Source organism: Texcoconibacillus texcoconensis (genome assembly GCF_014202575.1).
Taxonomy (GTDB): domain Bacteria; phylum Bacillota; class Bacilli; order Bacillales; family Salisediminibacteriaceae; genus Texcoconibacillus; species Texcoconibacillus texcoconensis.
Genome location: NZ_JACHHB010000005.1, coordinates 129,315 through 144,786 on the forward strand (window position 1 = coordinate 129,315; position 15,472 = coordinate 144,786).

The 15,472-nt window shown below is 38.9% G+C and carries 15 protein-coding genes; 7 read left to right on the top strand and 8 right to left on the bottom strand.

Translation table 11 applies throughout. The features are described 5' to 3' along the window. Positions 1–4 precede the first annotated feature (4 nt). From HNQ41_RS06985 to HNQ41_RS07000, 4 genes are all read right to left on the bottom strand, one after another. Positions 5–1,537, bottom strand: a complete 1,533-nt coding sequence (locus tag HNQ41_RS06985; protein WP_184663706.1) for a coproporphyrinogen III oxidase — start codon at positions 1,535–1,537, stop codon at positions 5–7. A 155-nt stretch (positions 1,538–1,692) separates the two neighbouring features. After that, positions 1,693–2,553, bottom strand: a complete 861-nt coding sequence (locus tag HNQ41_RS06990) for an HAD family hydrolase (protein WP_184663707.1) — start codon at positions 2,551–2,553, stop codon at positions 1,693–1,695. Between the two features lie 606 nt (positions 2,554–3,159). Next, entirely contained in the window at positions 3,160–3,522 is a 363-nt protein-coding gene (locus HNQ41_RS06995) for a YlbF/YmcA family competence regulator (RefSeq protein WP_184663708.1), read from the bottom strand. An 86-nt stretch (positions 3,523–3,608) separates the two neighbouring features. Next, positions 3,609–4,766, bottom strand: a complete 1,158-nt coding sequence (locus tag HNQ41_RS07000) for a DUF445 domain-containing protein (RefSeq protein ID WP_184663709.1) — start codon at positions 4,764–4,766, stop codon at positions 3,609–3,611. 154 nt (positions 4,767–4,920) lie between these two features. On the opposite strand from HNQ41_RS07000, the gene HNQ41_RS07005 reads away from it, so the two are divergent. The 7 genes from HNQ41_RS07005 (at position 4,921) to HNQ41_RS07035 (ending at position 12,557) form a co-directional block, all read left to right on the top strand. Beyond that, the gene (locus HNQ41_RS07005) at positions 4,921–6,306 is read left to right on the top strand and encodes a YheC/YheD family endospore coat-associated protein (RefSeq protein WP_184663710.1); all 1,386 of its coding nucleotides are present in this window, start codon (positions 4,921–4,923) and stop codon (positions 6,304–6,306) included. Then, positions 6,303–7,415, top strand: a complete 1,113-nt coding sequence (locus HNQ41_RS07010) for a YheC/YheD family endospore coat-associated protein (protein ID WP_184663711.1) — start codon at positions 6,303–6,305, stop codon at positions 7,413–7,415. The genes HNQ41_RS07005 and HNQ41_RS07010 overlap by 4 nt, the downstream gene beginning before the upstream one ends. Then, positions 7,387–8,766 carry a YheC/YheD family endospore coat-associated protein gene (locus HNQ41_RS07015; RefSeq protein ID WP_184663712.1) on the top strand — a complete coding sequence of 460 codons (1,380 nt, stop codon included), beginning with the start codon at positions 7,387–7,389 and terminating at the stop codon, positions 8,764–8,766. Before HNQ41_RS07010 ends, HNQ41_RS07015 begins: the two co-directional genes overlap by 29 nt. A 59-nt stretch (positions 8,767–8,825) precedes the next feature. Next, entirely contained in the window at positions 8,826–9,959 is a 1,134-nt protein-coding gene (locus HNQ41_RS07020; protein WP_184663713.1) for a YheC/YheD family endospore coat-associated protein, read from the top strand. 159 nt (positions 9,960–10,118) lie between these two features. Further along, positions 10,119–10,334, top strand: a complete 216-nt coding sequence (locus tag HNQ41_RS07025; RefSeq protein ID WP_184663714.1) for a DUF5342 family protein — start codon at positions 10,119–10,121, stop codon at positions 10,332–10,334. A gap of 44 nt (positions 10,335–10,378) precedes the next feature. Beyond that, positions 10,379–11,314: a PucR family transcriptional regulator gene (locus tag HNQ41_RS07030; RefSeq protein ID WP_184663715.1), complete on the top strand. Its 936-nt coding sequence runs from the start codon at positions 10,379–10,381 to the stop codon at positions 11,312–11,314. A gap of 151 nt (positions 11,315–11,465) precedes the next feature. After that, a complete protein-coding gene (locus HNQ41_RS07035) occupies positions 11,466–12,557 on the top strand; it encodes an ABC transporter ATP-binding protein (protein ID WP_184663716.1) in 1,092 nt (363 codons plus the stop codon). Between the two features lie 87 nt (positions 12,558–12,644). On the opposite strand, the gene HNQ41_RS07040 is transcribed toward HNQ41_RS07035, so the two are convergent. From HNQ41_RS07040 to HNQ41_RS07055, 4 genes are all read right to left on the bottom strand, one after another. After that, positions 12,645–12,926 carry a hypothetical protein gene (locus tag HNQ41_RS07040; protein ID WP_184663717.1) on the bottom strand — a complete coding sequence of 94 codons (282 nt, stop codon included), beginning with the start codon at positions 12,924–12,926 and terminating at the stop codon, positions 12,645–12,647. A gap of 116 nt (positions 12,927–13,042) precedes the next feature. Continuing rightward, positions 13,043–13,258: an alpha/beta-type small acid-soluble spore protein gene (locus HNQ41_RS07045; protein ID WP_184663718.1), complete on the bottom strand. Its 216-nt coding sequence runs from the start codon at positions 13,256–13,258 to the stop codon at positions 13,043–13,045. Between the two features lie 127 nt (positions 13,259–13,385). Next, the gene (locus HNQ41_RS07050; RefSeq protein WP_184663719.1) at positions 13,386–14,681 is read right to left on the bottom strand and encodes a globin-coupled sensor protein; all 1,296 of its coding nucleotides are present in this window, start codon (positions 14,679–14,681) and stop codon (positions 13,386–13,388) included. Positions 14,682–14,826: 145 nt separating this feature from the next. Continuing rightward, positions 14,827–15,462 carry a 3-oxoacid CoA-transferase subunit B gene (locus HNQ41_RS07055; RefSeq protein WP_184663720.1) on the bottom strand — a complete coding sequence of 212 codons (636 nt, stop codon included), beginning with the start codon at positions 15,460–15,462 and terminating at the stop codon, positions 14,827–14,829. Between the last annotated feature and the right edge of the window lie 10 nt (positions 15,463–15,472).

A 15,472-nucleotide genomic window follows, 5' to 3' on the forward strand; every position in this document is an offset into this window, starting at 1 on the left:
TTTTTTAAGATTGCGGTGAATTCCCTTGGTCGCTAGAAGAAAATAATTCATCTAACAATGTTATTTTTTTCTCCGTATACGATTGATAACCTTGCTGATAGCTAACAGGATCTTTCGGGTTTGCAAATCGCGTAATGTTACGTGTTTCTGGATCAACAAATTTACTTGCTGCACCACAGCCGAGACCGATGATCGTCTGTGCTTCTTCCATGATCATGATGTTGTATATGCTTTCTTGGTTCGGCTGAGCGTACCCGACATTTTCCAAGTTCCCTAAAATGTTTTTTTGGCGATATAAATAATACGGTTCGTATCCATGTTCATCCATCCACACCGTCGCCTCATCCATCATTGCATGAATTTCCTCACTGTCAGCAACGTGATACTTTTCTTTATACTTTGTCATTTGCGAAGCTCGTTTATACGAAAGGGTATGAACGGTCACGGATGTCGGCATCAGACGCGCCATGACATCTAGCGTTTCATTAAATTCATTCAAGCCCTCTCCTGGCAAGCCGATAATCAGATCCATATTAATATTGGTCATCCCGTGTTCATACGCTAAGTTGTACTTATCAATCGTTTCTTGAACTGAATGGTGACGACCGATCGCGCGAAGTGTTTGATCGTGAAACGATTGCGGGTTTACACTAATGCGATCCACATTCCATTTATTTAAAACAGCGATTTTTTCTTCATCAATTGTATCCGGGCGTCCTGCTTCAACTGTAAATTCACGGACGCTGTCCATATCTGGAATTTCTTTATACATGACTTCATATAATCGGTCCATTTGAGAAGCAGAAATACTCGTAGGTGTTCCCCCTCCTAAATAAACCGTTGTAACAGAAATACCGTTTTCTCTTAACCACTTCCCTGTTTCTTTAATCTCATAAAATAACCCTTCTAAAAAGGCATCCACATTCCCTTGCTTCCCATTAATGTCATAGGCCGGGAATGTACAATAGGCACACATTGTTGGACAGAACGGAATGCCAATATAAAGACTGACTGCCTTATTTAAATCATATAAATCAGGGACCACTTTTAGTTGTTGCTTAACGATCGATTCAAGAAGACGACTTTTTTCTGGTCGCATTAATGATTCTTTTTCCAAAGTTTCACGAACTTCTGTAAACGACAACCCACGGTCACGGTGCATGGAATGAAATCGTTTTGTTGGCCGTATCCCTGTTAAAACACCCCAAGGCTGCACTCTACCTGTATGTGTCTCTAACAAACTTAATAATACGTAGAGAATGGCTTGTTTCCTTCTTTTTTGTTCGTTATCTTCATAGGAAAATGTCGTTTCATCACTAAGTTTGACATTTCCTTCTTCTCCAATGAGCTCTCCTTTTATAAAAACGTCTTTTTCCATTGTAGACGACGTAAAGGTGAACGTTATATCCGCTTGACCAACATCACCGTCATTTTGACTGTCTAAAAATTGCACGGTTGCTTCTTGATCAAATAATTGGATCACTCGTTCACACGAGCGTTGCTCAACTTCTTGTATACCGAAAACGTTCACTTTCATAGTTTTTCCCTTCTTTCTACTTCCTAGATACTTCATCTAGTGTAGCGAAGCAGAGCCACTCGGTCAAACCACATACTTAAGGCCGGTCTATACAAGACCGACCCTATGCTAGCAATTTTAAAATTTATTCATGCCGAACTTTTATAACGTATTCGTTACTTCGTCTCGTTTAGCAGGTCAACACGAAGCTGTTTGCGGAATACTTCGCGAACCATATATCCAACACCATTTTGTTCGTTTGAACGTGTGATCCAATCCGCTATTTGTTGAATGTCCTCAGGTGCATGCCCCATAGCAACACCTAGACCTGATTCTTGAATCATCTCTTTATCATTGTAGTAACACCCAATCGCAACAGTTTCATTTAGGTTAACCCCTAAATGGTCAGCTACAACCCGAAGTCCACGGGCTTTTGACGTCGTTTCTTCAACGATATCAAGACTACCTTTTGCAGATGAGGATACACGAATACCAGGAACCGCTTCTTTTAGTTCATCACGTGCGTCTTGGTATTCCTCATCATTCCAAAACTGGGCACGGATTTTCGGAACTGTTAGCGGTTGATCAATTAAGTGATGACTTAATGAATCATTGAATTGCACAGGATAAAACAGTGGGTCTCCTATGCCTAAATTCACCCGCCCAACGAGTTGTCTTTTTTCACGAATTTTATTACCGATTGCATACTTTTCATGCATAAGTCGAACATGACAATGATAATTTTCTAAACAGTCAACGACTCGGTATACTGAATCGTGATCAAGCCGACGTTCAAACACCGGTTGATGGCTATCATTACCAATAAAAGCACCGTCATGAGTGATCAATAAATTGTCTTCCACACCTAATGCTTTAGCTACTTTTTTCGCAGATGGAAAAGAACGTCCTGTCGCTAAAGTGACATAAACGCCTTTACTTTTAACATAGTCGATGGCATCCTTCGTGTATTTCGTCAGTCGATGATTGGATTTTAATAGGGTTCCATCGATGTCAATTGCTAATAAACGATAAGCCATTGTTGTCTTCCCCCTTCGTCGATTCCCTACTAAGTACTTTAATTGAAGCATATGCCCCCCAAAAAACAAATAGAACAAGAAAAGCGGAAACGCCTTGGGCACGAGCGACAAGTGCTGGAAGGTCGTTAAAAGGAAGCCGCTTTCTGGCTTTCATTAACGACCTGAAGCAACCTCGAGCTCGTAGGCGTTGGAGCTAGACAATAGAAAAGCTTTAGGCGCTTGTTTATCGGCGACAGGGGGTTATCTGCGACGAGCAGCGAAGTGCGCAGGAGCAAGCGCTGCCTCTTCCTCTACTTGTATTTCTAAGAAGTGGATCCGTCGAGGCAAATCGTCGCTTACTCGCTGAAGTAAACGCTCTTTGGATTGCTAAGAAGCATAAGCCGCTTTATGGCTTCAGAAAAGGCCTGAAGCGATCTCGAGCCGATAGCGCCTAAAGCTAGACAATAGAAAAGCGGAAACGCCTTGGACACAAGAGACACAGTGTCTTTTACTCTACCAGGATCACATTGAAGAGACATCGATGGGGATCAAGAGCATAAAAAAAGCCGATCACTATGACTTCGAAATAAGACACAGCAATCAGCTTTTTATTAAAACAAGGATCAATTATCCTTGAGCACCTTCTTCTGGCGTACCGTAAAGTTTTTCAAGTGGTTCAGTAATGATTTTATTTAAGTCAGTGATCATTTGACTTACGCGTTGTTCAGATTCCATAAGTTGAGAAATCGCCTCATGTTGTTGAACAAGTTCAAATTGCTGTTGAGCACTTTGAATTTCTTCTTCGGAAATTTGCTCACCTTGCATTTGCTTTTGTTGCAAGTCCATTTGAACTTGACGGAAGTTATCAAGCATACGCTTGGCCACTTCATCTTCGTTAATTTGTTGATGAAGTTGTTCTAGATTTGTAAATTCTTCACTTTCATTTAACTCACGCGCTAATTCGTGAGCCTTATCGTACACTTTTGTCATAGGGAATGTTCCTCCTTTAAAAACTAACCATTCATGTGAACGGCATTCTAGACCCGACTATAACATGTTTAACGACAGAATTCACCTCATGAGGAAAAATTCATGCCGAAAATAATCATAAGAACTCCTTGAAGAGCAGCAATTCCTCCTCCTAATAAGGCACCAAATAATGTGATCATTTTCAATTCACGCCTAGAAATCGATAATACCAATGCCTCTAGACGCTCTAGTGGAAAACCGTTCACTTGATCACGAACAATCTCATCGATGCGCAACTGTTCTATCCACCATTCTAAACGATTTTTCACAAATTCAAACAAAGAATCAATAACAACTGGTGTCCATTCTTTAAAAACACGCTCTTCATATTCTGGCATCCAGTTCATAAATGGTTGGTTCCAATGTTTTAACATCGGCACCTGTTCATATAATGTTTGTTTTAGGGTGACTTTTGCAGCATCGATCGCTTCTGCATTCACAAGTTCGTTCACTTGGCAATTGCGAATCTCCTCATATTCTCGGTCAATCAGTTGTGTAACCAGTTCAATACTATAATCATCTTTTAATACGCGAACGATTTCTTCACGCAACCATTCAACAATCTTATCTGACGTTGCAAAACGACCAACCAACCCACCAATCGTTCCTTTCCCATCAAAAAAACGACTCACGACCGTTTCCAGTTGCATTTTCCCTTCTGGCGACTCAATATATTCGACACCTCGTTTTAACAAATAGTTCGACCAATCTTGAAACTGTTTACGTAAATCCGCTTCCATTTCATTAGATATTAATGAAACTATCGGCTGATTCGTCCATTCATCTACAAGAATGTCGATTCGTTCTTCAATTGAGAATACATCCATTTGTCTTTGTTTGCCTGTTTGAAATTCAGAAGAACAATGATCAGCTACCCAATCACTCGGTGTTTGTTGGCTCGTTGCCACCGTATGCCACCGTTGACGTAACCATTGATTTGCGTCTTCTTTTAATTCATCATGCAACCAACGATTAGCGATCCCTTCTGGTGTCAATAAATGATCAACAACGAGCTTACCTAATTGTAAAGCTAATTCCTTTCGTCGTTTTGGAATCAACCCAGGTGTAAAAGGTAACCGAAAGCGCCCAAAGTAAATAGGACGAAACGGTCTAAAAAGCATTTTGATCGCAAACACATTGGTCAATGCCCCGATCACCGCTCCAATCAATGTCATTGATAAAACAACCAAAATCATTTGTATCATCTACCGTCACCTTCTCTACTTAATTAACATTTCACGCATCAACAATGGCCTACATAGATTAAAACATGACTCCTTTGACAATAAGGCGCTCATTCCTTTTATTAAGAAGGAATCACTTTCATACAAAAAGGTCTTAAGAAAATAGGTGATCATTATGGAACGGTCAATGTTCCTACACTTTGATAAAAGCGTTCCACAAAATACGGATCTTGAAACCTATTGGCGCATTTCTCCAGCTATTAGTAAGGCATGGCACATTGAAAACGAACAAACCGTGACAATCACGATCGGTCGCTTTTCTAAAATCGTCACTTGTTTCATTGATTCACAATTAACTGGAAATGTTGTCAGTTACCCTCCTGTTTCATTTGATCTATGTTTCAATCCAACAAAGGTTTTAAGTTGCTACTTTCATGAACAAAAACGTGTTCAGATCGGTCCTATTTTTTCTGTCATCGTCCCCTCCTTTTATGAACGTGAATTTCCTGTACAGCGTACAGCACCTTTTATAGAAGAATTAGCACAAGTAAGTATGAAAATGGGAATCGGTTTTTACGTATTTCAAACGAAAGATATTTCAACTGAATCAGTTCACGGTTTCACATGGAGCGACGAACACGGTTGGATACAAGGGACTTTTCCATTTCCGGACGTATCATATAATCGATTAACTTCGAGAAAAAGCGAACGAAAACGTCACGTACAAAAGCAGTTTCAGCTTTTAAAATCAAAGGGTACTTGTTTATTCAATGATTCTTTCATCAATAAATCGACAATCAATGAAATATTACAAAATGAAGATTGCTTAACACCATATGTCCCTGATACTCGTCCAATAAAAAATGAAGAAGACCTTTATGACATGCTATCAAAATATGATGAACTCATTTTAAAACCAATAGATGGCCATGAAGGAAAAGGGATTTTCTTAGTTCGAAAGCGGGAAAATGCGCTTCATGTCACTTATCCATCTCACTCACAATACGATAACTATACATTTTCATCAAAGCAATCTTTTTTCAAAGCTTTTTCTAACCGATTAAATTACCAATCTTATATAGCTCAACAACACCTTCATTTACAACGCCTAGACGGACGGAGTATCGATTATCGACTTCTCTGCATTAAAGATCAAACCGAGGCGTGGAATGTCGTATCAGGCGTTGCTCGTATTGCCAATTGGAATTCCATTGTATCAAATTTATCTAAAGGGGGAGAAAAGCAACGTATAAAAGATGTTTTAGATCAACTTTTTCCAGAATATGAAGCCAAGCACGCAGGACGGATGTTAATCGAACTCGCCACAGCGAGTTGCAAAACAATTGATGCTTATACAAGAGGGACGTACGCAGAACTAGGCATCGACCTTGCCTTTGACGTAAATGGTCATCCATGGTTTATCGAGGCAAATACCAAACCTTCTAAACAATCGTTCGGTGAAACCGAAGCGACGATTCGCCCCTCTGCTCGTCACCTCGTTCAGTATGCACGTTTTTTAGCAATGTCCTCGACCTTTGCAGGACAGGAGGCGTATCAATGATTTCATTAGGAATCGTCGAGTTTCAAAATGATGCCAAAAGTTCTTGGCACAAGGCTGTGGCTCAATATGGCCAACAAAAAGGTGTGCAAGTCTATCATTTTTCCCCCTTTGATATAAAAAAAGGGGGAAATACCATCTTTGGACGCGCATACGATAAACAAACAAATATGTGGGATAAAAGGACTTTTCCACTTCCACAATTTATTTACGACCGCTGTTTTTATCGACCAACCAAAGCATCTAAAATCGCATGGCAACGCGTCCAACACTTAAAAGTAAAAACCACCTTTATTGGTTACGGTTTACCAAATAAATGGCGCGTTTACAATGCACTACAAGAGGAAGATAACTTAAAGCCATTTTTACCTTATACAAAACTGGCTAGTGCAAAAACCATCCAATCAATGCTCAGACGTTTTAAAACAGTCATCGTCAAACCTGTTTATGGTTCGCAAGGAAGAGACATTTATCAACTTACCCAAAATGGCAACCACCTTACCATTCGAAATCGGAACCATGAAGAAAAACAACTGTCTACACTAGATACCCAAAACAACCAACAACTTCGTTTTCTTCACGATGAACCTTACATCATTCAACCTTATTTACAATTAACGACAGAAGACCACCATCCATATGATTTAAGGATTCTATTACAAAAAGACGGCTTCGGACAGTGGACAGAACTAGGAAGAGGTGTACGCTGTGCACCACATTCACAATTGACTTCTAATCTTCATACAGGTGGCGTTGTTTATGACTGGCAAAAATGGAAAGAAATATATACAGATACAACGCAAGAGAAATTAGAATACGTGATTGAGTCATTAAACACAAAACTACTATATCAATTGGATCGTTCATTTCCACCACTTTTTGAGATTGGTATCGACATCGGCATTACTCTCCAAGGTGATGTTTACCTTCTAGAAGTAAATTCAAAACCTGGATATGAAACGATTCGTAAGATAGGTAGTGAGCAACAAAAAACGATTGCATATCAAAACCTTATTGATTACTGTCTCTTTTTAAACGACCGAAACTTGCCAAGGAAACATTCAGAAAGGGGTGATCACCCAAATGATCCACATTCAGAAAGCGAAATCTAGTGAAAAAAAACAAATTTATGTTCCGAAAGAACAATTTCAAAGTTGGCAAAAAGAGCACATCCCTAAACAATTGTCCTTCGGTAGCGAACACACACAGATCAATGTTTCACCTCATGAGGCTGAAGGAAGCTCGTGGTTCATTAGTGAGGACGTCTTAAAAAAATTGTCTTTACCTTTTCCCGAAACCCTTCGTTTCACCAAAAGCCTTGAGCATCTATCTATTGGACCATTGGTAGGTATTTTTACTGCAGGATTTACAAACCATTCGTTACGTCCAATCGGAGAGCGTTCTTTTTTATTTGCAAAATATTTAACAGCCGCACAAAAAGCAGGTGTGACTGCATTCGTTTTTGGCACACCTCATATTGATTGGAAACGAGGAAGAATCCAAGGGTATTTCTTTCATAAAAGCGGCTGGGAAAAAATCGAAGTCCCATTTCCTGATGTGATTTATGACCGTCTTCCTAATCGCCGGGCAGAGAAAAACGAACGTATCCAAACAGTGTGTAACAAACTGAAGAGAGAATACGCTATTCATTGGTTTAACCCTGGTTTCTTTAACAAATGGGATATGTATGAGCAATTATTGCACGATCCTGACACTGCCAAATATATGCCAGAAACGATCCAATACCCGAGCGATAAGGACATCGAACGACTCATGCAACGCTACCACCACGTATACCTTAAACCCGTGAATGGCAGTCTTGGGCATGGTGTACAACAAATTATCCAACCGGCGAATGACTCATTTTACTATTGTCGTTTTCGAGACGGTAAACAAAACCGCCTGCGACGCTACTCTTCTTTAAAACGACTACTCGAACAACAAATTGGTCATGATCGCTCACACCTCATCGCCCAACAAGGGATTGATTTACTACAACACGACCGACACGCCATCGATTTTCGTTTGCATACAAACAAAAACATTGATGGGAAATGGATCATTAGCGCAACCGCTGCAAAAATTGCTGGATCCGGAAGCGTCACAACCCATGTCCGCAGTGGGGGTGAAGTGAAAACCACTCAAGAAATTTTAGAAACATTACAGGAGAAAAAAACATTACTTCATAAACTGAGAAAAACAGCACTTACTTTAAGTGAAGTGATCGACGACAAAGTGCGGGGACACGTTGCAGAAATCGGCTTTGATTTAGGAATCGATCGCGATTACAATGTATGGATGTTCGAAGCCAACTCCAAACCAGGACGCACCATTTTTAACCACCCTAAAATGCAACAAAGTGATTGGAAAACAAGAACTCTCCCATTTGAATATGCCGTCTACGCATTTAAACAACAAAAACAAGCGCTCCATCACGAAAATGAGCGTACGATCCTATCATGAATATTTATTTCGATTTACAACAATCAACATGGTTTCACTGCCATCCTGGAGCCTGTCCATTGTACATCGGAAAAAACGAAGAACTCGTACAATATCAAGAAAATAAAAGAACAGAAGATTTTTTTTCCGTCCTCCATCATCAACAACGGGTCGGTCCAATTGTGGGCATACTAGTAGGAAAATCAATACAACAAATACCTCATCACGACCAGCCTTGGTTCACAGCACTAGCAAAACATTTATCCAATAACGGAGGCATTCTCTATATGCTTCCGTTATCTCATACACTAAGTGATACGATAAAAAATGGTTGGTTGTTTTCTCCTAAAAGAAACAAGTGGTATCAAACACATTGTCCCTTACCTGATATCGTATACAATCGCTATCCATCACGGAGAGGAGAACATTCGAGTAAATTCCAAAACTTCTGTAAAGAATTAGATCAACACGACATTCCACTCTTCAACCCCTCATTTTTTGAAAAAGATGTTATTTTCAATCATTTGACGAGAAATCTGCATTTACGCAAATATATTCCCGAAACAGTAAACATCTCTGATTTAGATCATTTCTGCTCTTTTTGTTATAAATATCAATCCATTTATTTAAAACCCGTAATCGGTTCTTTAGGAAAAGGGATTGCCCTCGTCCATCAGATGGATGACAAAAAATGGTCATTAACAACGCAAACAGACCGTTTCCATTTTCCTAATTTAAACAAACTATGGTATAAGCTGTCCCCTGCGTTGACAAAAACTCGATACATTGCCCAACCTGCGCTCACTTATAAATCAAAAGCAGGTCAACGTTATGACTTTCGCATCATCGCTCACAAATTAAACAACGCGTGGCAACGAACAGGGGTTGGCATACGACTTGCTAATAAACAGCAACTGACGACACACGTACCACGCGGAGGAGAAATCGGATCGAAGGATGAATTTGACGTATCCAAGATCGATTCGAAACTTGAAGCTTTGGTAAATATGACCGGAAAAATGATCCAACAAGTAGATTCTCGCATACAAGAATTTTCTATTGATGTACTCGTCGATGAAAAAGATCGACTATGGATTGTAGATATCAATGCAAAACCGATGTCCTTTGATGAAAAAGATATACAACAGTCAGTGAATAACGCCCTCGTTTCTATTTTTCAAGAGGGTTTTATCAAACAAACCGATGGTTCGTAACATCCTGCTATGATCCATCGGTTTGTTTTCCGGAAGCACCTGTGGAAAATTTATGACGATATAACGTTCATACCACGATGACATTGAGATATGATACGATGAAAATATCAATGTTCACCGATCGACTAAACGAACATAATCACAAAAGGAGGAAAAACGATGATTAGCCATTTCCATTACACACCTAAAATCTCCAATGAAGGAAAAAAATCGTGGTCCTTTCAATTTTTTTACCGACAAAAGAAACATCGGGGCATCTATCATTATGACGGAAAAATTGAATGGCTTTCTCCTGACAGTGAAAACCTCCAAGACAAAACAGACCTTGAATCAGCTGTACATGATTTAATGCTCTTTCATATTTACGAACATTAAAACAACTTCTTTAGAACAGGCTTAAAAAGGGGCGTTATTGACCGATGTTAGAAAAATTATATGACACATATGAATTTGCAATTGTCGATCATGAAGATAAAAACATGCAAACATCGTCAATGGATGTATTGACATTGGAAGATGAATCTAAAAATAAACTGACCTTTCATAAACAAAAACTAACTGAAGAAGAAATCCGCTTACTCCGTTCGTTATATACTGTTGTCTACGAAGGAGAAACAAAAGAACAATCTCCAGTTCTTTCTTTCTGGTATAACCTTTTATTAAAAAATAAAACAAATGAAAACAGTGATTATAAATTTGCAAATGATCGTAAGCAAAACTTTCGATTTATCCACTTCCTTCTAAAAGATACGCCGTCAGAGACGGAGTCTTTTCAGGTAGCATTAGAGAGCCTCTTCCCTGAAACGGAAACCATTATTTGGCGATCTGGGCAGGCTGGCGTCCTTATACAACGTGTGGATGAAAACGACGACGAGCCACATGATCATGTTCAACAATATGTAGATACACTTGTAAGCGATTTTTTTATTCAACTTTGGCTATATATCGGTTCTCCATTCACGGGTGTTGAGCATGCTTATGATCGCTATCAATTTGAAAATACAGGTTTTTATTACGCACGAAAACAAACACCAAGAAAGTCTGTGTTTATCGAACAAGAAATCATTCTCCAATGGCTTTTATCTCAACTAGACGAAACAACAAAGCAAAAATTTATAGACAAGCTTCATCCAGTTGGTAATGATTACAATCTACTCCAAACCGTCAAAACATTTCTCGATTGCAATATGAACATTTCTTCTGCAGCCAAATCTTTATATATGCACCGAAATAGTTTACAATATCGCATCGACAAATTTATTGAACGCACAAATATTGATATTAAAAAGTTTCATAACGCTGCAGCCGTTTACGTCATCATGATGCTCCTTCATGATCACTCGAATAGCTTTTAAAACACCTTTCAATGAAAACGATTGCAATTTGCACAATACGTTCGCACGGATTTTTGTGCACAATGACACTAGTATACACCTCAATTACACGCTACACTAAATCTAGTTGAAAACGGATACATTCCGTTACGAAATTCGAGGAGGGAATACAATGGCTGAGATTTCTTTTAACCATATTGACAAAATTTTTGATGGTAATGTGAAAGCGGTATCTGATTTCGATTTGCAGATTAATGATAAAGAGTTTATCGTTTTTGTTGGTCCTTCAGGTTGTGGTAAATCAACTACACTAAGAATGGTAGCAGGTTTAGAGGAGATCACAAACGGTGATTTATACATTGATAGTAATCGTGTTAACGATGTTGCACCAAAGGATCGCGATATCGCGATGGTATTCCAGAACTATGCCCTCTATCCACATATGAACGTTTACGATAATATGGCATTCGGCCTAAAATTACGTAAATTTGATAAAAATGATATTGAAGAACGTGTAAATAATGCGGCAAATATCCTTGGGTTAAATGAATTACTAGACCGTAAACCGAAAGCGTTGTCTGGTGGTCAACGTCAACGTGTTGCACTCGGTCGTGCGATTGTTCGTAATCCTAAAGTATTCTTAATGGACGAACCATTGTCGAACTTAGATGCGAAATTGCGTGTACAAATGCGTGCAGAAATTTCAAAATTACACCAACGTCTACAAACGACAACGATTTACGTTACCCACGACCAAACCGAAGCCATGACAATGGCAACACGAATTGTCATTATGAAAGACGGTTTAATTCAACAAGTAGGTAAACCAAAAGAGGTTTATGACTACCCGGAAAATATGTTTGTTGGTGGCTTTATTGGTTCACCTGCAATGAACTTCTTAGAAGGAAAACTTTCCGATGGTAAGTTTTATATTGGGGACATGGCGCTTACTGTTCCAGAAGGAAAACTGAAATCACTTGAACAATATAATAACAAAGAACTTGTACTCGGAATTCGTCCTGAAGACATCCATGATGAACCTGTATTTATCGAATCAACTCCTGACACTAGCTTAGAAGCACTCATTGACGTTGCTGAATTAATGGGAGCTGAATCGATCTTATACTCTAAAATTGGCGAACAAGACTTTGTCGCCCGGGTTGATTCTCGTGCAGATGTATCAGGTGGACAAAACATTAAGTTAGCATTAGATATGAACAAAGTACACTTCTTTGACCCAGATACTGAGCTGAGAATTCGTTAATTAAACTTAACCTTAAAAGTGTTTTACGGAGCTGACTTTTTTCAAAGATCCCCCTTTGAGTCAGCTCCTTTTTTATGTTTTTCTTTTTCACATATCATGCTGGTCATCATAGTTCAAAGCTTGTTCTGGCCACTCCTCTACAAGAACAATGCCTTCCCAGTTACATTCAGGACAAATCGTTGCATGGGGGCATCGATGATTTTGTTCATCATCTGGAATACCATCAGCTAGCTTCACTGTATCCACTTCTTCATAGGCACTATAATCATCTAATCGATCGAGTTCTTTTCCTTGATCTTTAAGCGGACTTTTACAAGTCGGACATTGGACACTCACTTCCGTCAACCCGTTGCAAACCGGACATAACAAACCCTCTTCCTCCTCTTTAGGTTAAATGAAATTCACCACCATATTTACCCAAAGTAATCGATAAAAAGAAGAGATGGAGTGATTCCACCTCTTCTACAGCCATGTTATTTTATTATTTATTGTTGTTGCTGACCGCTAAATTGCTGTTCAGCTGTTTGAACAAGTCGTTTTGTAATTTCTCCACCTACAGATCCGTTTGCGCGAGAAGTCGCGTCTGGACCTAGCTCAACACCAAATTCTTGTGCGATCTCATACTTCATTTGATCTAAAGCTTGTTGTACGCCAGGTACTACTAATTGGTTGCTGCTTGAACTTCTGTTGTTTGTTTCCATGTTTTTTCACCCCCCTTTTTGTTTGTAGGCATAGTGTACGTCGATGTTCAATTCCTATGTGTAAGAAGGGGTTAGTAAAATTTAGAAACTTCCTGGCTTTTTATGGTTATCTGCTTTCAATATTGCTCTAGACTTCTTTTGTATTATCATTCAGTTGCTTAGCTGAAGAAGCGACTTCTTCTGAGGCTTTTCTTATTTCTTTAACCGTTTCTACAATATGTTTAAATTGATCATCAACACTTGTAATCAATTCGATATTTTCGTCGGTCGCTGAAGCAATATTTTGAAACGATTCCTCTGTTTGTTTTGCTTCTTCTGTTCCTCTCACAATAAGTTCGTCGACTTCCTGGGTAGCCATTGTGACTTTTTCGTTATCTTCTATTGATGACTGAACAAGCTGTTCAATGACCTCGACAGAATCTTTTGTTTCATCAGAAAGTTTGCGAACCTCGTCAGCAACAACTGCAAAACCTTTTCCATATTCACCAGCACGAGCTGCTTCAATCGCAGAATTCAGCGCTAGTAAATTCGTTTGCTCTGCAATACTTTTTACTAAGCCAATTACACGCTTAATTTCATTTGAAGACGTCGCTAACTGATTAACAAAACCTTGCATATTTTGTGACTTTTCACTTAAATCATCCATATTATTGGATAGTTCGCCCATACGACTTTTCCCATCTCGCGCGTGGGTTGAGGTTTTTTTTGATTGCATCGCTCCATGTTGAATCGTCTGATTGACATGATCTGTAGTTTCAATCAAATGTTCCACAGACAAAGATGTTTGTTGTGACAAGGTAGCTAATTCTTCGGATAGAACAGTGATTTTTTCCTTTAAGTCATTCTTTACTTGCTCGTATACTCTTTCTCTTTGCAACTTTTCCTCATTTTCGTATTCCTCAAGCACAAGTTGTTGTTCGAAATTCAATAACTTTGATATGGCCTGAAACGCTCGGTCGTATTCATCTGGGTCTTCAATTTCTGTTCTTAAAACGCTCATTAAAGATGTTAAAAGGTTTTGGAATGCCCCCATATACCATTTAGGACGTAAACCAATCTGGTAATGTACTTGAGCCACTTGTTTTCTAACTGAAAAGAAATCATTATCTATACAACCTGAAAACATTTGTTGGATATGAGTGGACAATGTTAATTTTAGCCGTTCTGTTGTACTATATTGGTGGATCATATCATTTAGTTTCGGAATCGAAAGAATTTGTTCATAAAAGCCATTTACTATTGTATCTAAGTGTTGGTCAATCAATGGCTGTAAAGACTTCGCTATAGATAAATCCGTTTTCGTCAGCTTTACTAACTGGACTTGCTTTTTAGTCATTTGATCCGGAATGTCTAAAGTTACCTCTAAATCTGTATTCAGCCTTTTAGGTTGTTGGTTCATCGATTTTTTCGCTTTGAAAAACATCAAAAGCCCCCTATCCTATTCTAAAACCATGCGATCTAATCATGATAACATGATAACAGGATAAAAGACCTATAAAACACGATGTTTCTGACAATTTCTCAACTTTTTCACCTTCTATATGTTACACAACTTTGCTGCTTTTATTTCACATAATCAGCATTGGCTCTACTGAATTTTGTACTTCTTCACTCGAATAGCCATTTAGCGTTTCAACAAGGTACAAACCATCCTCTTTCACGTCTATAACAGCACGGTCTGTTATGATACGATTGACTACACCTTTTCCTGTTAACGGCAATTGACAACGCTTTAATATTTTCGGATCTCCATTTCGGTTAACATGTTCCATAATAATGACCACTTTTTTTGCACCATGAACAAGGTCCATGGCACCACCCATACCCTTAATCATTTTCCCTGGAATCATCCAATTGGCGAGGTCACCATTTTCTGCGACTTCCATCCCACCTAAAATCGCCACATCAATGTGACCACCACGAATCATTGCAAAAGATTCTGCATTATCAAAATAAGCAGCTCCATCAATCGCTGTAACTGTTTCCTTCCCTGCATTAATTAAATCAGGATCAAGCTCTTCTTCTGTTGGATATGGTCCAATACCTAATAACCCATTTTCTGATTGTAAAACCACTTTTTTATTTTCTGAAATATGATTAGCCACCATCGTTGGCATACCAATTCCTAAATTCACATAGTCACCTTCATGAATTTCCTGTGCAGCTCTTCGCGCAATTTGTTCACGTACTTTTTTTCGATCCATATTTTTTCCC